This window comes from Streptomyces sp. R35 (assembly GCF_041053035.1).
Lineage (GTDB): Bacteria > Actinomycetota > Actinomycetes > Streptomycetales > Streptomycetaceae > Streptomyces > Streptomyces lutosisoli.
In genome coordinates this window covers 643,328-661,464 of the sequence record NZ_CP163440.1, presented here as the reverse complement: position 1 = coordinate 661,464, position 18,137 = coordinate 643,328, and the positions used below count along the sequence as shown (strand labels likewise).

17 protein-coding genes and 5 pseudogenes are annotated in these 18,137 nt (G+C 69.1%); 7 read left to right on the top strand and 15 right to left on the bottom strand.

Translation table 11 applies throughout. The features are described 5' to 3' along the window. Positions 1 to 27 precede the first annotated feature (27 nt). Complete coding sequence (locus AB5J50_RS03330; protein ID WP_369254705.1) at positions 28 to 1,833, top strand: RICIN domain-containing protein; 1,806 nt, start codon at positions 28 to 30, stop codon at positions 1,831 to 1,833. A gap of 106 nt (positions 1,834 to 1,939) precedes the next feature. Then, positions 1,940 to 2,080 (top strand): annotated as a pseudogene (locus tag AB5J50_RS03325) (FGGY-family carbohydrate kinase); the annotation flags it as partial. Between the two features lie 41 nt (positions 2,081 to 2,121). Here AB5J50_RS03325 and AB5J50_RS03320 read toward each other — a convergent pair. From AB5J50_RS03320 to AB5J50_RS03295, 6 genes and pseudogenes are all read right to left on the bottom strand, one after another. Then, positions 2,122 to 3,201: a LacI family DNA-binding transcriptional regulator gene (locus AB5J50_RS03320; protein ID WP_369254704.1), complete on the bottom strand. Its 1,080-nt coding sequence runs from the start codon at positions 3,199 to 3,201 to the stop codon at positions 2,122 to 2,124. Positions 3,202 to 3,655: 454 nt separating this feature from the next. Next, positions 3,656 to 3,895 carry an SDR family oxidoreductase gene (locus AB5J50_RS03315; protein WP_369265291.1) on the bottom strand — a complete coding sequence of 80 codons (240 nt, stop codon included), beginning with the start codon at positions 3,893 to 3,895 and terminating at the stop codon, positions 3,656 to 3,658. After that, positions 3,780 to 4,307 carry an SDR family NAD(P)-dependent oxidoreductase gene (locus tag AB5J50_RS03310; protein WP_369254703.1) on the bottom strand — a complete coding sequence of 176 codons (528 nt, stop codon included), beginning with the start codon at positions 4,305 to 4,307 and terminating at the stop codon, positions 3,780 to 3,782. Before AB5J50_RS03310 ends, AB5J50_RS03315 begins: the two co-directional genes overlap by 116 nt. 88 nt (positions 4,308 to 4,395) lie before the next feature. Continuing rightward, positions 4,396 to 4,620, bottom strand: a pseudogene (locus AB5J50_RS03305) (nuclear transport factor 2 family protein); the annotation flags it as partial. 164 nt (positions 4,621 to 4,784) lie between these two features. After that, entirely contained in the window at positions 4,785 to 5,612 is an 828-nt protein-coding gene (locus AB5J50_RS03300; RefSeq protein WP_369254702.1) for an NAD(P)-dependent oxidoreductase, read from the bottom strand. Positions 5,613 to 6,060: 448 nt separating this feature from the next. Beyond that, entirely contained in the window at positions 6,061 to 7,167 is a 1,107-nt protein-coding gene (locus AB5J50_RS03295) for an LLM class flavin-dependent oxidoreductase (RefSeq protein WP_369265290.1), read from the bottom strand. A gap of 226 nt (positions 7,168 to 7,393) precedes the next feature. On the opposite strand from AB5J50_RS03295, the gene AB5J50_RS03290 reads away from it, so the two are divergent. Beyond that, positions 7,394 to 7,765, top strand: a complete 372-nt coding sequence (locus AB5J50_RS03290) for a DoxX family protein (RefSeq protein WP_369254701.1) — start codon at positions 7,394 to 7,396, stop codon at positions 7,763 to 7,765. Between the two features lie 418 nt (positions 7,766 to 8,183). Here AB5J50_RS03290 and AB5J50_RS03285 read toward each other — a convergent pair whose 3' ends face one another. Continuing rightward, on the bottom strand, positions 8,184 to 8,651 hold the full coding sequence (locus AB5J50_RS03285) for a MarR family winged helix-turn-helix transcriptional regulator (RefSeq protein ID WP_369254700.1): 468 nt from the start codon (positions 8,649 to 8,651) through the stop codon (positions 8,184 to 8,186). 68 nt (positions 8,652 to 8,719) lie between these two features. After that, positions 8,720 to 9,462: pseudogene (locus tag AB5J50_RS03280) on the bottom strand (helix-turn-helix domain-containing protein). On the opposite strand from AB5J50_RS03280, the gene AB5J50_RS03275 reads away from it, so the two are divergent. From AB5J50_RS03275 to AB5J50_RS03260, 4 genes and pseudogenes are all read left to right on the top strand, one after another. Beyond that, complete coding sequence (locus AB5J50_RS03275) at positions 9,400 to 9,927, top strand: SMI1/KNR4 family protein (protein ID WP_369254698.1); 528 nt, start codon at positions 9,400 to 9,402, stop codon at positions 9,925 to 9,927. The pseudogene AB5J50_RS03280 and the gene AB5J50_RS03275 overlap by 63 nt on opposite strands. Positions 9,928 to 10,304: 377 nt before the next feature. Continuing rightward, positions 10,305 to 10,613 (top strand): GNAT family N-acetyltransferase, encoded by a 309-nt coding sequence (locus AB5J50_RS03270; RefSeq protein ID WP_369254696.1) that lies wholly within the window; start codon positions 10,305 to 10,307, stop codon positions 10,611 to 10,613. Between the two features lie 31 nt (positions 10,614 to 10,644). Beyond that, complete coding sequence (locus AB5J50_RS03265) at positions 10,645 to 11,055, top strand: (4Fe-4S)-binding protein (RefSeq protein ID WP_369254694.1); 411 nt, start codon at positions 10,645 to 10,647, stop codon at positions 11,053 to 11,055. Between the two features lie 72 nt (positions 11,056 to 11,127). Then, positions 11,128 to 12,050 (top strand): annotated as a pseudogene (locus tag AB5J50_RS03260) (NADP-dependent oxidoreductase). A 118-nt stretch (positions 12,051 to 12,168) separates the two neighbouring features. Here AB5J50_RS03260 and AB5J50_RS03255 read toward each other — a convergent pair. From AB5J50_RS03255 to AB5J50_RS03225, 7 genes and pseudogenes are all read right to left on the bottom strand, one after another. Then, the gene (locus AB5J50_RS03255; RefSeq protein WP_369254692.1) at positions 12,169 to 12,462 is read right to left on the bottom strand and encodes a hypothetical protein; all 294 of its coding nucleotides are present in this window, start codon (positions 12,460 to 12,462) and stop codon (positions 12,169 to 12,171) included. A gap of 10 nt (positions 12,463 to 12,472) precedes the next feature. Next, entirely contained in the window at positions 12,473 to 12,871 is a 399-nt protein-coding gene (locus tag AB5J50_RS03250) for a hypothetical protein (RefSeq protein WP_369254690.1), read from the bottom strand. A gap of 171 nt (positions 12,872 to 13,042) precedes the next feature. Beyond that, positions 13,043 to 13,697, bottom strand: a pseudogene (locus tag AB5J50_RS03245) (response regulator). Next, entirely contained in the window at positions 13,694 to 14,470 is a 777-nt protein-coding gene (locus tag AB5J50_RS03240; RefSeq protein WP_369254688.1) for an ATP-binding protein, read from the bottom strand. Before AB5J50_RS03240 ends, AB5J50_RS03245 begins: the two are co-directional and overlap by 4 nt. Positions 14,471 to 14,588: 118 nt before the next feature. Further along, a complete protein-coding gene (locus tag AB5J50_RS03235) occupies positions 14,589 to 16,199 on the bottom strand; it encodes an oleate hydratase (protein ID WP_369254686.1) in 1,611 nt (536 codons plus the stop codon). Positions 16,200 to 16,369: 170 nt separating this feature from the next. Next, entirely contained in the window at positions 16,370 to 16,792 is a 423-nt protein-coding gene (locus AB5J50_RS03230; protein WP_369254684.1) for a hypothetical protein, read from the bottom strand. Between the two features lie 41 nt (positions 16,793 to 16,833). Then, positions 16,834 to 18,048, bottom strand: a complete 1,215-nt coding sequence (locus AB5J50_RS03225; protein ID WP_369254682.1) for a globin domain-containing protein — start codon at positions 18,046 to 18,048, stop codon at positions 16,834 to 16,836. Positions 18,049 to 18,137: the final 89 nt, after the last annotated feature.

Here is an 18,137-nt window from a genome sequence, read left to right as displayed (position 1 = left end):
ACCGTAGTCATCCCCTGAGGAGGGGCCATGCAGCGAAGAAGGCTTGGACGAGCCCTCGGCATCTTCACCGCGACATCCGCGATCCTGGCGACACCCATGTTCAGTGCGCAGGCCTACGACCCGACGGGCGGCATCCTCTACCAGCTCGGCAGCGAGCCGTGCCTCAAGGGCCGGGGCAACTGCGCGGTCTACCCGAAGTCGGCGGAGCTGCCCGGCGGGCGACTGGTCGCGTCGTTCGAGAAGTCCACCGTCGTGACCTCGACGGGCAGCGCCGACAAGCAGACCCTCCCCGTCTACAAGAGCGACGACCACGGAACGACCTGGCAGTCGCTGTCCGAGGTCAAGGCTCCGGCGTACCTCTCCAGCGACCCCCAGTACGCCAAGTACACGAGCAACTGGACCAACCCGTACCTCTACACGCTTCCGCAGGACGTCGGGAACCTGAAGCAGGGCACGCTCCTCCTCGCCAGCGTCGTCTCGGGCGACGACTACTACTACAAGGAGCACAAGGCGGCCGACCCCAACTGGACGCCGTCGAACGACGGAGACCGCAAGGACCTGGCGATCGCCCTGTACTCCAGCACCGACGACGGTGCGACATGGAGCGTCGTCAACGTCATCGCGACCGGCGGCTGGCAGGGCGGCAGCGCGGGCGCGGTCGGCCAGAACATCGCGGCCGCCAACACGAACAAGCAGGTGGACCCCATCTGGGAGCCGTACCTGATGGTCTACAAGGGCCAACTCGTCTGCTACTACTCCGACGAGAACGACTACACCGGCTTCAACGCGACCACCGGCGTCCCGACACTCGACCCCGCCAACAACACCGCCACGGACTCGCACGGCCAGATCCTCGCCCACAAGACCTGGAACGGCACCAGCGCCCAGTGGAGCGACCCCGTCGTCGACATCGCCGGACTGAACCAGGACATGGGAGGCGGCAAGACGGAGATCGGCGGCGGGCGGCCGGGCATGGCGAACGTCGTGCGCACCACGGACGGCAAGTGGCTCCTGACCTTCGAGTACTGGGGCGGAGGGGTCAACACGCGGTACGTGCTCGCCGACAACCCGTTGAAGTTCTTCCTCGGCTCCGCCACGGGCACCGGCGTCACCTCCCTGCCCCTCGACAGCGGATCCCACGCTCTCGCGGTCAACGGCAGCCCGGTCGTCATCAGGCTTCCCGGCGGCCGCCTGGTCTACAACGCGGCCGGCAGCGGCAACGTCTGGGTCAACGACAGCGGGCGCAGCGACGGCACGTGGAAGGAGTACCAGACGACCTCCCCGGCCGGCTACAGCCGCAACCTCCAGTACGTGGCGGGCACCGGCCGCCTCGCGATCCTCAACAACCAGGGCACTTCCACCATCGCCTACGCCGAGACCGACCTCGGCCACTCGGACGGCGCCTACTACCAGTTGGTCAACCGCAAGACCGACCAGGTGATCGGCACCGGCAACAAGACCAACGACGCGAACATCGGCAACGGTGACGTCCCCGACGTCCGCCTGGAGGCCCCGGGCTCCGCGGACAACGGGGACACCCAGTACTGGCACATGGCGACCGAGCCGAGCGGCGGCGTGACCCTGCTCAACAAGTCGGGCGGCCGGGCCGCGGCCATCTGGACCGGCAACGCGACCGCAGGCCAGAAGATCGGCCAATGGGTCGACAACAGCGACACCGGCAGCTGGAACCTCGTCAAGACCAGCGGCGGGTTCTACAGACTGCAGTCCGTCAAGAACACCAGCTTGTACCTGACGGGAGCGTCCGCCGGGGCACAGCTGACCCTGCAGACCGCGGTCACCGACGGCTCGCAGGACTGGGAACTCGTCCAGTAGGCACCGTGAAGCCGGGGTCTGGCACTCGCTGTCAGGCCTCAGCCCTCATTCGCCCGATCGAACGTCGTTGGCCGACATCCCGACTGCCAAGTCCGAACGGCCCGCCGCCATCATGGGCACCTCCACCTGCCATGTGATGAGCTCCGACCAGCGGGCGACCGTGCCGGGCATGTGCGGGGTCGTGGACGGCGGAATCCTGCCGGGTCTTTGGGGATACGAGGCCGGACAGAGCTGCGTCGGTGACATCGGGCGGCCGGTGGCGGGCCCCCTTCCGCGACGGCCTGCTGATCAGTGCTGGGTGGAGGTGCGTCCGTTCGACGGCGGCGGGGGCGCGGTCGAGGCGCGGACGATGAGGTCGACCGGTGGATCACTCGCCGCCAAGGGTTCGGCCTGCGGGTTCTCGATGGCGTGCACGAGACGTTTGAGTCCTTCCTGGGCCACGGCGTCGAACGGCTGACGCACCGTGGTCAGGGGAGGGGACACATAGGCGGCGACCGGGATGTCGTCGAAACCGACGACGCTCACGTCCTCCGGCACCCGCCGGCCGGCTTCCGTCAGCGCGCGGATCAGCCCGATGGCCATGTCGTCGTTGGCTGTGAAGACCGCCGTCACGTCGGGGTCGGTGGCCAGTTCGCGGCCCGCCGAGTAGCCGGAGGCGGCCGACCAGTCGCCCTCGACGACCGGCGGTTCGTCCCTGCCGTGAGCCGCGAGTGCCGCCCGCCATCCGTCGAGACGGTCCCGGGCGGCGTACCACCGCTGCGGACCGGCGAGGTGATGGACGGTGCGATGTCCCAGGTCGAGCAGGTGCTCGGTGACCGTGCGCGCCATCAGTTCGGCGCCGACCCCCGCGGCCAGCACCCTGGGCGCGGCGAACGGCGGTGGCGCGCCACAGACGAGGACCGGCACGTCGACGCGAAGGGAGCTCTCTGTCCCGTCCCCGTCCCCGCCCTCGTCGATCGGCTCGGAGATGACGATGCCGTCCACACCCTGGTCCAGCAGCGAGTCCACGGCGCCGGCGATGCCCGTCGGGTCGCCTTCCACGGTGTTGACCACACGCAGCGCGTATCCCGTGTCCCGGACCGCGCGCTCGACGCCCATGAGCAGCGACGCGGGCCCGTACAAGGCGGTACCGAGCGTCACCACACCGATGGAACGTGTCCGGCCCGAGGCGAGCGCGCGAGCCGCGTTGTTGCGCCGGTATCCGAGTTCCTCGGCGGCCTTGAGGACGCGTCGACGCACGTCCGCGGAGACGTACGCCTCGTCGTTGAAGACCCTCGACACCGTCTTCTGGGAGACCCCTGCCAACTGGGCCACGTCCGCGCTGCGCGGCGGGGTGGAACTCCTGCCCCGCCCGGTCTCCCGCGTCATGGTGCCTCCCGATGGTCATACGCCCGAGCCCAATGGTCTCAGACACCCACATCGCACCGGCATCGCCGAACCAGTCCGTCGGTCCGTCCGCGCAGGCGGCGTGATCAGCCGGGTCGGCGTGCCGCAGCCCGAGGCCGTACCGGTCGGCTTCACCAGCCTGTTCGGCCCGAACATCACGCTGACCGGCGGCCCCTGCTCCGGCGCGGGGCTACATCGACGGACTGCTCCCCGGTGTGGCCCGACCGGCACAGACACACGTCGAACCAGAGGCCACCGGTGAACCACTCCGCGGGGCCATGACCGCCGGCGGGTGCTTGAGGACTGCCCGGGCCAGGCCTCCCGCTCGTGCGGATCAGCGGGGCGACGGCACCCTGCGGGACGTGTGTGAGCTGCGCCGTCGCGCTCATCCAGGCGGGACGGCCCTTGCCGATCCGCGGTCGATACTTTTCATCCATCAGGGGGTCGTCAGCTCTCCGACACGAAGGGCGGAGGTCACGCCGCCGTCCATCAGCAGGTCGGTTCCGGTGATGAAGCCGGCCTGCGGGCCGAGGAGGAAGGCCGCGGCGTCGCCGACCTCGTCAGAGGTGGCGAACCGCTTGGCGGCGCAGACCTCGCGTACGTGCTCGAACCACTCGCGCCGCGGGCCGGACAGCTCGTCGAGGGCCAGCGGAGTGATGATCACGCCCGGGCTGATGGCGTTGACGCGCCCTCCGCGCTTGCCCCACGCAGCGGCGGCGGTCTGCACGCGCAATGACCCGGGCGAACGCGTCGAGCACGTAAGCGGTGCCCAGCAGGTCCACGTGCAGAATCCGCTCGATGCTGGCCTGGGTGGGCGACACGCCGGCGGCCTGGATCACATGGGTGACCGCGCCCATCCCGGCGGCTGTGGCGGCCAGCGCCTCGACCTGGGCCGGATCGGAGATGTCGGTGGCCTGGGTGGCCACCTCGAATCCGTCTCCGCGCAGCTGTTCGGCGGCGGCCTTGGTCGCCTCCTCGCTGTGGGCGGCGAGCAGCAGCGTTCGGCCGGAGCCGACCCGGCGGGCGATGGCCTGGCCGATGCTGCCAGGGCCGATGACGACGACGATTTCCTTGTTCTGCTCGCTCATGCTGTTCGGATCCTTCTCGCTCTGTTCGGGTGGTGATGCGGCCCGGTCGCCAGCTGGTGCCGACCGCGCGAAGCGCGAGCCACTGGCCGTCGACCCGGGCGTAGTCGAAGGCCGGCTGCAGGTGCCAGGGGGCACGCATGCCGCAGACGGCGGCGTCCGTGATCGTGCGGCCGGCCAAACGCGCCGTATTGCCCCGCACTTCGACGTCCACGCTCTTCTCGTCCACGCTGTGGCAGTCGAACTGTCCGGCACGCATCTGCGCGAGCCACTCCCGCTTCGGCTGCACGCACCCGGACCGGTGGGTGACCGCCATGGAGTGGTGCTCCGCTCCTCGGGTGGGAATGGGTGACGCCATCCAGCCTCGCGCCTCCGTCTGCTCTCTGGCAGGCCGCAGTGAGCCAGGGAGCGACAGGGCCCCCATCGCGCTCAGTGGATCAAGTGCCTGATCTGCAACAGCGAGCCGCCGGGCTCCGCCAGTCAAGCCGCCGGGGTGAGGAACTGGTGGCCGCCACGCAGCGTGGTGCGGAGTTTGCGCTGGGTCGCACGGCTGTCGAGGCGTACGTCGAGGGCTCCGGGAAGCGCGCTGTCTGCCCGCAGACCTGTGGGCAGCCGGGTGTCGTCGAGTCCGTCGCGCCTGGCTATGAGGACGCCGAGTTCGTGACGGCTGAGGGCCTCACTTCCACCGAGATGGTGGATGCCGCTCGCTTCTCCCGACGCGAGTTCCATGAGAGCTGCGGCCAAGTCGGCCACATGCACCGGGCAACGGATGTCGTCTGTGAACAGGACGCCGGCACGGGGCTCGGCGGCAAGTTCGTGCACTGCACGTTCGTGTACGGACTGTCCGTCGCCGATGATCAGCGAGGTGCGGGCGACCACGGCGTCCGGATGAACGAGAAGGACCCCTGTCTCCGCCGCGGCCTTCGCTGCCCCGTACGGGGTGACGGGATCGGGCAGGCAGGACTCGTCGTAGTGGACACGGGCGCCGGAGAACACGGCGTCACTGGAGACATGGATTAGCCGGCTACCGGACTTCGCCGCAGCCATCGCCAGACGGACAGGACCCTTGGCCGTGACCGCCCAGTCCGCCTTGCCGCTCGATGCGTTGACGATGAGACGAGGGCTGACCTCGGCCACGACCGCTTCCACACTTCCGGGATCCCGCAGGTCGAGGGCGTGCCACGCGACCTCTTGAGTGCTCCCGGGCCTGGTCGCGTAGGTCCCGGCCGTCGTGAGCCCGGCCACGGTCGCTTGCCGGACCAGCTCGGCACCCAAGAACCCGGAACCACCAACGATCAAAACGGTCACGACGCGACACCCTAGGCCCGATGCGCTGTGCTTGTGGCGCGCTTGGGGTGGTTCCGTGAAGGGGCGCCGCCAGTTGGTCAGGCGGACGGCTTCGGTAGCAGTGGCGCACGCACTCACCGCGGGTCTGCTGCCCCAGTGGCGGGCCCGGGCGCAGGCCTCCCGCCGGGTCGCTCGGGCACTCGGGAGCCAGCTCAGCGTCCGCCTGGATCCGGACAGACCCAACCAGTGATGTGACTCCCAGTCACTTTGCGTACGTCTCCTGCTGGTTCCTGGAGTGAGCAAGACGATAGGAGTTGGTGCCCGTCTCGATGATGTTGCCGCCGCACATCGATGCTCTCACCGCAATGAGTTCAGCGGGGCTAAAACTCCCTCGCACCCCCTGCCGCCAACACCGGGGGCACGTCCCATTTGCCGGAACGGAACATGCCCCCGCGTTCGTCGTCGCGTCTCAGGCGGTCGTCTCGGCGGACGATGCGCGCTCGGCGTCGCGGGCGGCGACCAGTGAGGTGTGGGTGGGAGCGTCGGGTACGCCGGCCGGCCGGTTCTTGGCGGACTCCTTGCGCAGGACGGGCAGAACCTCTTCTCCGAGGAGGTCGAGCTGTTCGAGCACGGTCTTCAGCGGCACGCCCACGCCGTCCACGTTGAACAGCTGGCGCTGGTAGTCGCCGAAGTTCTCGCGGAAGGTCAGGGTCTTCTCGATGACCTGCTGGGGGCTGCCGACCGTCAGCGGTGTCTCGTCCATGTACTGCTCCAGCGACGGTCCGCCGCCCATGATCGGTGAGCGGTCGAAGTAGGGGCGGAACTCGCGTATGGCGTCCTGGGAGTTGGGCCGCATGTAGATGTGGCCGCCGAGCCCGACGATGGCCTGTTCGGGGGCGCCGTGGCCGTAGTGCGCGTACCGCTCCCGGTAGAGGCTGATCAGCTTCTGGAAGTGTTCCTTGGGCCAGAAGATGTGGTTGGCGAAGAAGCCGTCGCCGTAGTAGGCGGCTTGTTCGGCGATCTCGGGGGAGCGGATGGAGCCGTGCCAGACGAAGGGCGGTACGCCGTCCAGCGGCCGGGGCGTGGACGTGAACGACTGCAGTGGCGTACGGAACCTGCCCTCCCAGTCGACGACCTCCTCGCGCCAGAGTTGGTGGAGAAGCGCGTAGTTCTCGATGGCGAGGTTGATGCCCTGGCGGATGTCCTTTCCGAACCAGGGGTAGACCGGGCCGGTGTTGCCGCGGCCCATCATCAGGTCGACGCGGCCGTCGGCCAGGTGCTGGAGCATCGCGTAGTCCTCGGCGATCTTCACCGGGTCGTTGGTCGTGATCAGCGTGGTGGCCGTGGACAGGATGATCCGCTCGGTTCGGGCGGCGATCCAGCCGAGCATGGTGGTGGGGGAGGAGGGCACGAACGGCCGGTTGTGGTGCTCGCCGGTCGCGAACACATCGAGCCCGACCTCCTCGGCCTTCTGCGCGATGGTGACCATCGCCTTGATCCGCTCGTGCTCGGTCGGTGTCCGGCCGGTAGTGGGGTCCTGTGTCACGTCACCGACAGTGAAGATCCCGAACTGCATCGCACCCATCTCCATATGGTTGATGTATCAACTCCAGCCGGGAACGTGATGCCGGGTGCGGGTATTCCTACTGTTCCGTCGATGGTCCCCGCCTCTGGTGTGCGGTGATGTCATCGCGGAGTCGACGGTTGACGAGTCAACAATGTCACCCTAGGGTTGCGGTTGATCAATCAACTAATCCTGCATCTTTTTCCTGTGCAGGCGCGGACAGCGTGAAGGGAACCCCGTGTACATCACCGCCGCCATCCTCAGTGTGATCCTCGCCCTTGTGAGCCTGGCCGCAGGTGCGCCCAAGGCGCTGCTCAAAGGTGATGTCCCCGCCGGGCTGCAGTCCCACATGGGGTTGAGTGCCGGGTTCGTCCGGTTCATCGGGCTGGCTGAGGTCGCCGCCGCCGTGGGCCTGGTCATCGGGCTCTTCTGGCAGCCCCTGGGTGTCGCCGCCGCTGTCGGCATGACCGTCACGCTGGTCGGTGCGGTCGTCTTCCACGCCAGGGTGGGGGACTACGCCAACCCTGAGACCAAGGGGAACGCGATGGCGCCCATCGTGCTGGCCCTTGTCTCGGTCGCGACCGTCGTGACGCTGAGCCTGGCCATGTGAACCGGAGGCTTCGCATCGGCCGCCCGCGGTGAGCGCGCGTCCGCAGCGGTGGCCGCCGGTCCTGCGTCCCAGAATCCTCCCGATCCTCCCGATCGTCCGGAGTACCTCACATGGATCCGCTGTCCGACGTTCTCGGCCTGCCGAACGTGGAGGGCGCGACGCACTGGTCCTGGACCAGCGGTTCAGCGGCGAGCGTGCCCGTCATGACCTCGGCTGACGGCCCGCACACCAGGACGCGCTCACCGAGCTGGCGCGAGGCTGACTTCCCGGGGCCGAGCAAGGCTGGGGGCTCCTGCTCGCAGCTGGCAGCGTGTGCGGCGAGACGCTCGAACGGGACCGGCGCCCCTTCGCGTGGACAGGTTCGTCGAGCGCGCCTCATGCCCCGAGGCCCCACCCCGCGTGGAGCGCTTCCTATCGGTCAGTCGGGCTGCTTCTCCATGTGGTCCAGGACCCGTTTCGAGATCTGGGCGAGTGTGCTGAGCTCTTCCGGGGTCAGGGCGTCGATGAACAGTCGGCGGACGTGCTCGACGTGTATGGGAGCGGCTTCTTCGATCGCCTTGTAGCCGGCCGGGGTGGCGACGATGAACGCTCCGCGTCCGTCGTCGGGGCATTCCTCCCGGGTCACCAGTCCGCGCTTCGTCATCCGCGTGACCTGGTGGGACATCCTGCTCTTCTCCCACTCCACCAACTTGGCCAGGTCCAGGAAGCGCATCCGCCCGCCGCCGGTCTCGGTGAGGTTCGCCAGCACGATGTAGTCGGAAGCCGACATCTTGGAGTCGGCCTGAACTCGGCGGGACAGCCGGCCGATGAGCGTCTCCTGCATGCGGATGAAGCCGTCCCAGGCGGACTTCTGTTCCGGGGTGAGCCAGCGCGGCTTCGCGTTCATGAAACGAGTGTAACGAGATCGTTGACAGCTCATCTATTCGCGTTGACGCGGTGGATCGAATCGATGCCTCAGCGGGCGCCGGGCGGTGTGCCGTCGCGATGCTCGCGGCGGAAGTCACCGGGTGTGGTGCCCGTCAGGCGGGTGAAGAACTTGCCGAAGTTGGTGGGTTCGCTGAAGCCCAGCCGGTGGGCGATGACGGCGACCGGGTCGTCGGTGTGGGCGAGCAGGCGCTGCGCCTCCAGCGCGACGCGGGCGTCGATGAGCTGCTTGACGGGCTGTCCGGTGGCCGCGAGGCAGGCCCGGGTGAGGGTCTTGACCGTGTATCCGAGGCGGTGGGCGTAGTCCTCGGCGCGGCGTGTGGTGGTGTACGAGCGCGGGAGACGGTGCCGGCCGGGCGCGTGTACTCGGCGGTCAGCTGGGTGAGCAGCGCGGAGAGCGTGGCGTACTCGCGGCCTGCTCCCAGCTGTCGGCGGACGGGTCCGTGCCAGGCCGTGAGCAGGCGTTCGGCGTCGGTGAAGCGGGGCGGGAAGGCGGGGGTGAAGAGCAGATGCGTGCCGTTCATCGTGTCGGCGGGGCCGAAGCGCTGGACTTGGCCCGGCCGCACCCTCAGCAGAGTGCCGGGGCGGCAGGGGTGGGTCACGTCGTCATCAATGTCCCGCACCCGCACACGTCCAGCCACGTGAGCATTGTCCTCGTCCGGCCGAGGCCGGACGGTGAACTGTCCAGTCCGGCTCCTACGATGCCGGTCATGGCACGCTTTGAGGATCTTCTGTCCCCGTTCTGGGACACCAGCAGCGACTACGGAGTGCAGCCGCCCCTGACCGACCGGGCGGTCGGGGAGGCCGAGCGGCTGTTGAACGTCACACTCCCCGACTCACTGTTGGACCTGCTCCGCAATCAGAACGGTGGCCAGGTCAGCGACAGCCGGAATGCCTTCCCCACAAGCCTGCCGACCTCTTGGAGTACCGACCGCGTCCCGTTCGACAGCGTGATGGGCATCGGTCACCGCGAGCGGACGCTGTCCATGCTCGACAGCCCGTACCTGGTCGAAGAGTGGGGCCTGCCCACGGCCGTGGTGCTGGTCTCGGGTGATGGGCACTACTGGATCGGGCTCGACTACCGGACCTGCGGCCGACACGGGGAACCGTCCGTTGCCTGGTTCGATGCGGACGACAACTCGGAACTGGCCCTCGCGCCGGACTTCCGGTCCTTCATCAAGGGACTCACCTCCGCCCGGGAGTTCGAGAGCGAGCGCAGCGAAGGCTCACCCGACTGACCTCACCCGCGAAGCGCCCACCAGCGGAGGCCAACTCCCTAGCACGAGCCCCATCACCGGGGCGAACCATGCCTGATGCGGCACTAGATGACGAGGGGCAGCAGGAGGACCAGTTCGCCGGCCACTACGGAGATGATTGTCTCCATGACGGACCAGGATTTCCGGCGACCCGTTTCGCCTCGCTCAGGCACCGTGCTCCAGCACGGGCGCGAGCTGCTCCGTCCACTTTGAGGTGGCGTGCTGAGGTCGCGGTAAGTGGCGACGTTGAACCGTTTGCAGTGCGAATAAGTTGATGCATCAACCGGATGGGTTAGTCTTGATTCAGGTCGGCCGGACTCCCGTCGGATTGAGCGGGATCAGGTCCATGAGGAGGACACATGGCAGTAGAAGTGAGTGACGTTCCCGAGGCCAAGCGGTACGAGGCCCGGGTCGACGGGGAGTCCAAGGTCGCGGGCGTCGCGGAATACATCCGTACGACGGAACTCGTTGCGTTCGTGCACACCGAGGTCGCGCCGGAGTACGAGGGCAGGGGAGTCGGGTCCGCGTTGGCCCGCGCCGCCCTCGACGATGCGCGTGCCTCGGGCCTGCGGGTGCTGGCCACCTGCCCCTTCATCGCGGGGTGGATCGGCCGTCACCCCGAGTACCAGGACCTGCTGTACCAGTCCCGCAGCAAGGTCAGCGACTGAACGGCCGAGCACGGCAGTGAGGGAGACCGGTATGAGCGGCAGATCCGAAAAGAAGGCGTACGAGGGGCAGTCGATCACGGTGACCTTCGAGGCCGGGCGCTGCCTGCACGCCGCCGAATGTGTCCGTGGTCTGCCCGAGGTGTTCGACACGGCCGAGCGACCGTGGATCCAGCCCGACAACGCCACGGCCGATCGCCTGGCCGAAGTGGTGCGGCGCTGCCCCTCGGGCGCACTGCAGTACCAACTCGCGGACGGCGGGGCGGAGTCCCCGGACCGGCCCACGCGGATCACGCGCGGTTCCGCCGGACAGCTGACCGTGCGCGGCGAGCTGAGCGTGGACACGCCGGAAGGCCCGCGCACCGAGACCAGGGTCGTGCTGTGCGGCTGCGGGCAGAGCCGCCTTCAGCCGTACTGCGACCACTCGGGGCCCTGCGGTCAGTGACGCAGCCGTGCCCGTCCCATCCCGACGCAAGCAATTGCCCCCGAGAGACCACAAGAGCTTGGAGCCGAGCAGATGTCCCGTGCAGTGCCGTTCTCCGAGTACGGCGCCACTGACGTGCTGCGTGTCGTCGATGTTCCGCCGCCCATCGCCGGCCCCGGTCAGGTGCGGCTCGCGGTGCGGGCCGCGGGTGTCAATCCGATCGACTGGAAGATCCTGCATGGCTACATGAGCCAGGTGATGCCCCTCGACCTTCCGGGCGGCCTCGGGTCCGACGTGGCCGGTGTGGTCGACCAGGTCGGCGAGGGGGTGACCGGGTTCAGCGTCGGCGACGAGGTGCTGGGGGCCTCCATCACCCCGTCCTACGCCCAGTCCGCACTCGCCGACCCCGCCGCGCTGCTCGCCAAGCCGGCCTCCGTTCCGTGGGAGGTGGCCGGGACCCTGGCGGGCCCGGGCATCACCGCCTGGGAGGTGCTGAACAAGCTCAAGGTGGCCAAGGGCGAGACACTGCTGGTTCATGCCGCCGTCGGTGGCGTGGGCACGTTCGCCGTGCAGCTGGCCGTCGCCCGTGGGGTGCGCGTCATCGGCACCGCGAGCGAGCGCAACCACGAGCAGCTCCGCTCCCTCGGCGCGGAACCGGTCACCTACGGCAAGGGGCTGGTCGAGCGCGTACGGGCCATCTCCCCCCCCAGGGTGTCGACGCGGTCCTCGACGCGTCCGGCCGCGGTGAGATCCCGGACTCGATCGAACTCGCCGGTGGCCCGTCGCGCGTCCTGACTCTCGTGGCCTTCGACGCGGCCGGCAGCGGTATCCAGATCCATATGACCGAGCCGGGAGCGGGCGGTCCCCAAGCGCTCCGGGACATCCTCGCCCTCATCGAGGCGGGGCAGCTGCGGGTGCCGATCTGGCGGACGTACCCCCTCGACGAGGTGGCGGCCGCGCTGGAGGTGAGCCAGTCGGGGCACCTGGGCGGCAAGCTCGTACTGCTCCCGGCCTAGAGGCGGACCGGGCGCGCGCTCCGCTCGAGCACGCGCGCCCCGGAGTCGTGGGCGTATGGGGGACGCGGATGCGGTGGGCCGCCTGCTGATGGCCCGCGGCTCCCCTGCGGTGGTGTTCTCAGTGCTTCAAGGCGCTCAGGACGGCGGTGGCCATGCCTTGTTCGCCGCGTTCGTTGGGGCGGACGACGGCTGCCGGGCTGCTGGGCCGGAGGGGCTCGATCCAGCGGGTGTCTGCCGGGGAGCAGGCATCGTGGCCGGTGGACGGAGCGAAGGTGTCGACGTATGTCGCTCCGGCGGCCTGTGCGCGTTCGCCGAGCATGGTGTTGAGCTGCTGTTGCTTCTGGTGCAGGAACGAGACGTCGCCGGGGGCGAGGGGCATGTCGCGGCCGCAGTGGGTGCCGGTGACGGGCACGATCGCCGGGTTAGCCGACGACGTAGACCTGGGCCTCGGGCGCGCGGCGTTCGATCTCGGTCAGGGCTCGGGTGAGCCGGTCACCCGTGGCACGGATCTTCTGGGCCACGGCGTCGGTGCCGTCGGAGGTGCACTTCTCCTTGCAAGGCGCCTTGTCGGTGGACTGGGGTGTGGTGAAGTTGGTGATCGTGGCGCCGCTGCAGCTCACGTCGCGGAAGTCGGCTGCCTTGAGGCCGAGTTCCTTGGCGACGAGCGCCGGGTAGTTGCGGCCGGACCGGTCGCAGCCGACCGGATTGCCGGTCTGGGGAGGGATCTTGGGGCCGGAGGTGTACGAGTCGCCGAGGGCGACGTAGGGCCCCTTGGGCGTCTCCTTCTTGTCGTTGCTGTCGGAGTTCTGTCCGATGCTCACGGCGGTGACGAGTACCCCGCACGCCAGGGCCACGCCTGTGCCGGTTCGTGCCAACGGTCCCATTGCTGTGTCCTGTTCTTCGTCGCGGATGCTGGGGTGCGGGGACGTTTCGGTGAGCACAGAGCGGTGTCGGGGTGGCCCGCGGGGTTCGGGCGCGTGGGGTGGGGCGGGTCAGGCCGGGCGTACGAGTCCGGTGTCGTAGGCGAAGATCACGGCCTGGACGCGGTCTCGGGCGTCGATCTTGGTGAGGATGCGGCCGATGTGGGATTTGACGGTGGATTCGGCCAGGTGGAGGCGCTCGGCGATCTCCTGGTTGGTCCAGCCGGTGGCTACGGCGGTGAGGACCTCGCGTTCGCGCTGGGTGAGGTCGTCGAGCCGGCGCTGCTGCTTGGGGAGTGGCCGGGGAGGCGGTCGTTGAAGGTGTCGATGAGTTTGCGGGTGAGGCCGGGGGAGATGACGGCGTCACCGGCGGCCACCGCCCGGACGCCGGCGACGAGTTCTTCGGGCAGGGCGTCCTTGAGCAGGAAACCGCTGGCTCCGGCGCGCAGGGCGTCGTAGGCGTACTCGTCGAGGTCGAAGGTGGTGAGGACCAGGATGCGGGAGCGGCCGCCGGACTCGACGATGTGGCGGGTTGCCTCGATGCCGTCCATGCCGGGCATGCGTACGTCCATCAGGACGACGTCGGGCGGAGTTCGGCCGTCATGCGGACGGCTTCGCTGCCGTTGGTGGCCTCGCCGACGACGGTCATGTCGGGCTGGGCCTCCAGGAGCATGTTGAAGCCCATGCGTTGCAGGGCCTGGTCGTCGACGATGAGGGCGGTGGTCATGAGTGGTGCTTCTCCGGGGAGTTGGAGGTCGGGGTGGGGATGAGGAGTGCGTGGACGGTCCAGCCGCCCTGGTCGTTGGGGCCCGCGGTGACGGTGCCCTGGTAGAGAGCGGCACGTTCACGCATGCCGACCAGGCCACGGCCGCTGCCCGCGCGGCGACGGCCTGTTGCCGGGGCGCGGGCCGGGCCCGGGTCCTCGACGGTGACCCGAACGGCGTCCGGGGCGGCCGCGACGGACACGCGGACCGAGGTGTCGGAGACGGCGTACTTGACCGTGTTGGTCAGGGCCTCCTGGACGATGCGGTAGACGGAGAGCTGGAGACCCGGGGGCAGGCCGGTCAGGTCGCCCTGGGCGTCCAGGTCCACGGTGGGGCCGGCCGCGCGGACGCGGTCCAGCAGTGAGTCGAGGTCGGACAGACCGGGTTGGGGGGCGAGGGGTGCGTCGTCCGCTCGGTCCTTGTCGCCGTCGTCGTCGCTGATGACGGCGAGCAGGCGGCGCAGTTCGGCCAGGGCATCGCGTCCGCTTGCGCTGATGATGCGGAGGGTCTGGGCGCCGCGTTCCGGTTTTGTCTCGGCGAGGGCGGCGGCGACCGGACCGTCGCCGAACACGGCGCGGTGAGCGGTGATGCCGGGGATACCGAGGCTCGCGCCGAGCTCGTCGCCGACGTGGTCGGGGAGGGGGACGGCCTGGTGGTCGGGTACGACGGTGTACTGGGCCGCGGTGCCGAACGGACGGTAGGACTGGGCGCCGTGGGTCCACACCCGCTGCCCCACACGGCGGGCGTCAGGCAGGACGCGAAGTGCCTTGTCCGGCCCGTCCTGGAGTCCGAGCGGACCCGGCGGCTCTGTTCCCTGCCGGCGGACTGGAGCGCGTCGGTGATCGCGCCCTGGGCTACCGGCGGTGCATGGTCTCCAGAGCGGCGGTCAGTACGTGGGGGTCATGGTGGCCCTTGTAGACCTCCGGGGGGCGCTTGTCCAGGTTCAGGAGCTGTGCCACCGCCGTCCAGGCGGTTCGCACGGAGTACTCGACGGTGAAGACGACATCGTCGGGCACCTCCGCGAACTGTCCGATGAAGGCCAGGTTCACCGATCCCTCGGGCACCACCTGGGGCCGGTCGCCGCCGCGACGGGCCAGGAACTGGCTGGTGATGTACGGCATCACGCACGGCACGACGGTGGAGGTCTCCAGGACCCGGGCCGCTGTCTGCTCGTCGAACGGGAGGTGGTGCAGGACCTCTTCGAGGATCTCCCGGCCGGAGCACATGGTCATCGGCTTGGGCGTGTGGTTGCCTGCACGGCCGGGGAACAGGCCGTAGCCCCACCAGACGGAGACATCCTCGGGCTGGTCCCGGTAGACGGGCTGTCGGTTGGCGACGATGGTGAGCAGCCAGTTGGAGTCGGTGAAGGTCATCAGGCCGCCCTTGCCGGCCGGACGGCGGCTGAACTCCTCGAGTGCCTTCAGGAAGGCGGGGTCCTTCGTGGTGACCGTGAACGACTCCCAGCGGGACGCCTTGACGTCCTTGTCGAAGACTTCCGGGTCGCCGAAGTCGTCGCGTCCGCGGGCCAGCCGGTGCCACAGCAACCAGGCGTCCGAGCGATGCGGAGCCGGCGGGGGCGCGGAGGTGTGCGAGCCGAGGCTGGAGGCATCGGTCATGGACCCGTTGGTGACGAAGACGAGGTCCTCGGGAGTGACGGCGATCTTCTCGTCCTGGCCGTCCCGGCTCAGGTAGAGAATCTCGACCGTGCCGCTCTCGGTTCCCGGAGTGAACCCGAGGTCGATGACACGGCAGCCCGTGTGGACGGTGACACCGCGCTCGCGGAGCCAGGTCGTCAGCGGCCGCACGATGGAGTCGTACTGGTGGTAGCGGGTCCGGTGGATGCCCGACATGGTGGAGAACCCGGGGAAGAGGTGGATGAAGCGCCTCAGGTAGCGGCGGAACTCGATCGCGCTGTGCCAGGGCTGGAAGGCGAACGTGGTGCACCACATGAACCAGAAGTTGGTGGTGAAGAAGTGTTCGCCGAAGCAGTCGGTGATCCGCCTGCCGTCCAGGTGCCCCTCGGGGGTGGCCAGGCAGCGGATCAGCTCCAGCCGGTCACGCTCGGAGAATCCCATCGAGGTCGTGTCGAGGATCTTGCCGTCTCCGTCGACGAGACGGGCGATGTCGTCCCAGGCGAACTCCTCGTGTCCGGCCAGGATCTCCTCCGTCACGGAGACGGAGGGGTCGTCGAGGGTGGGGATGCCGGACAACAGGTCGTACGTGCAGCGGAACTCGGCCTCGAACATCCGCCCACCGCGCATGGTGTAGCCGGCGTCCGGCGTACCGGCCGCGTCCAGGCTGCCGCCGACGGTCCGCTGTTCCTCGAAGAGGTGGATGTCGGATCCCTTGAAGCCGCCGTCGCGGATCAGGAACGTGGCAGCGGCCAGCGATGCGATCCCGCTGCCCACCAGATATGCCTTGGCCATCACACAACTCCTCGTTCTCGCAGGTCGATCGGGAATCACTTATCCCAGGGTCTTTTTTCGGCCCGGGGTTCCGCAGTGGGCCGTTGGTCACCTCATGGGTCCGGACGGCCCTCGAAGTGGATTTCCGCGCTGTTCGCCCACAGGCGGAAGGCAGCACGGCGGCCCGGGTCGGTGGACCGTCACGGACCGGGCTTGTTCTCACCACGGATTCACGCCGTGCGGGAGTCCTCTGCCGCGCTGCCGGAGTCCGAGGCGGGACCCGACCGCCCGCTTCCGCCGCGCCACGGCGGGGCCGTCGTCCGGTGGCCGTTGTCCCAGGCATGGGTGGCCTTGTCGGTCTGGCGGCGCAGCCGGTCCTGGAGTCGGTCGATGACCCCCGTGCCCGTAGCGTCTTCGGCCATGGCGACCACCTGGTGACCGCCGACATGCAGGTCGGCCGTGGCCGACCACGGGCGGTCGGCGTGGTGGGCGGTTGCCCGCACAATGCGCACCTCGCCGGTGACGGCGGGCAGGCCCGGCCTGGTCACGACGGCGTCGATCTTCGTACGGGCGTACGCCAGGGTCTCCTCGTCCACGGCGCCATCGGAGCGCAGCTGAATCATGGGCGTCGCCTGGGTGTTGTCGGTGCTCATGCTGGGTTCCTCCTCGGGGACATCAGAACGTTCGGTGCGGTTCAGGCCGCGGTGTCGGGCAGCCAGAGGTCGGGCCCGAAGATCTCGTAGCGGATGCGTCGTGCGGGAATCCCGGTGCTCAGCAGTTGTCCGCGTACCTCGCGCATGAAGGGGAGCGGGCCGCACAGGAACATCGTGGCGCCGTAGGGGAGTTGGATCTCGCTCAGGTCCATCAGGCCGGTGCGGGAGGCGGGTTCTTCCGGTCCGGGTCGCTCGTACCAGAAGACGGCTCGGGCGCCCGGCAGTTGCCTGACGAGGTCGCGTGTCTCGGCGCGCAGGGCGTGTTCGGCGGGGGAGCGGTCGGCGTGCAGGACCAGTACCGGGCGGGTCGAGCCGTGAGCGGCGAGGTGGGCCAGGATGCCGGCCATGGGAGTGCAGCCGATTCCCGCCGAGACCAGGACGAGAGGGACGGTGGCGTCGGCCCGGTCGTCGAGGAACACATCGCCGAACGGCGTGGACAACGTCAGTTCGTCCCCCTCACGGATGTGGTCGTGCAGCAGGTTGGAGACCTCGCCATCCGGACCGGCGGCGTCACCCGTGACTCGCTTCACGGTGATCCGCCGCAGTTCTCCGCCCGGGTCCGAGGACAGGCTGTACTGACGCAACTGGTGCACTCCGCCGGACATGCGCACCCGTACGCTCACGTACTGTCCCGCCCGGGCCCGCGGCGCCGGCTCGCCGTCCGCCGGGCGGAGCAGGAAGGACACCACGTCGGTGGTCTCGGCGCGGCGTTCGACGACCGTCCACTGCCGCCAGATCTCGCCGGGCTGCACCCCGGCGTCCTGGTAGAGGCGGGCTTCCTGGCTGATCAGGGCGCCGGCCATCAGCCAGTAGACCTCGTCCCAGGCGGCCGCCACCTCGGGTGTGACCGCGCCGCCGAGGACCTCGGCTATCGCGCCGAACAGGTATTTGTGCACGATCGTGTACTGGTCCTCGGTGACGCCGACGGCCGTGTGCTTGTGCGCGATCCGGGCCAGCAGCACGTCCGGGCGGGTGTCCGGATCGTCGAGGAGCGCGGTCGCGAAGGCGCCGATCGAGCCGGCCAGGGCGCGGCGCTGGGCGCCGCTGGCCTGGTTTGCGCGGTTGAACATCCCGTCGAGCAGTTCCGGCCGGTCGTTGAACATCGTGTCGTAGAAGCGGGTGGTGATCTCGTCGAGCGCCCCTGCCACGGCGGGCAGGGTGGCCCGTACGAGAGCGGCGGATTCTGTGGACAGCATGGAGCCTCCCGGACAGGGCGGATGAAGGGGAAAGGAGCCGCATCGCGTTGGGGCGGCGGTCTTCTGTGTAGCAGGCGTCGGACCGCGTT

Coding starts and splice junctions, on each gene's coding strand:
- AB5J50_RS03275 (WP_369254698.1), top strand. CDS start 9,400: ATGGCACGCTTTGAGGATCTTCTGTCCCCGTTCTGGGACACCAGCAGC.
- AB5J50_RS03330 (WP_369254705.1), top strand. CDS start 28: ATGCAGCGAAGAAGGCTTGGACGAGCCCTCGGCATCTTCACCGCGACA.
- AB5J50_RS03265 (WP_369254694.1), top strand. CDS start 10,645: ATGAGCGGCAGATCCGAAAAGAAGGCGTACGAGGGGCAGTCGATCACG.
- AB5J50_RS03225 (WP_369254682.1), bottom strand. CDS start 18,048: ATGCTGTCCACAGAATCCGCCGCTCTCGTACGGGCCACCCTGCCCGCC.
- AB5J50_RS03320 (WP_369254704.1), bottom strand. CDS start 3,201: ATGACGCGGGAGACCGGGCGGGGCAGGAGTTCCACCCCGCCGCGCAGC.
- AB5J50_RS03285 (WP_369254700.1), bottom strand. CDS start 8,651: ATGAACGCGAAGCCGCGCTGGCTCACCCCGGAACAGAAGTCCGCCTGG.
- AB5J50_RS03270 (WP_369254696.1), top strand. CDS start 10,305: ATGGCAGTAGAAGTGAGTGACGTTCCCGAGGCCAAGCGGTACGAGGCC.
- AB5J50_RS03230 (WP_369254684.1), bottom strand. CDS start 16,792: ATGAGCACCGACAACACCCAGGCGACGCCCATGATTCAGCTGCGCTCC.
- AB5J50_RS03310 (WP_369254703.1), bottom strand. CDS start 4,307: ATGAGCGAGCAGAACAAGGAAATCGTCGTCGTCATCGGCCCTGGCAGC.
- AB5J50_RS03295 (WP_369265290.1), bottom strand. CDS start 7,167: ATGCAGTTCGGGATCTTCACTGTCGGTGACGTGACACAGGACCCCACT.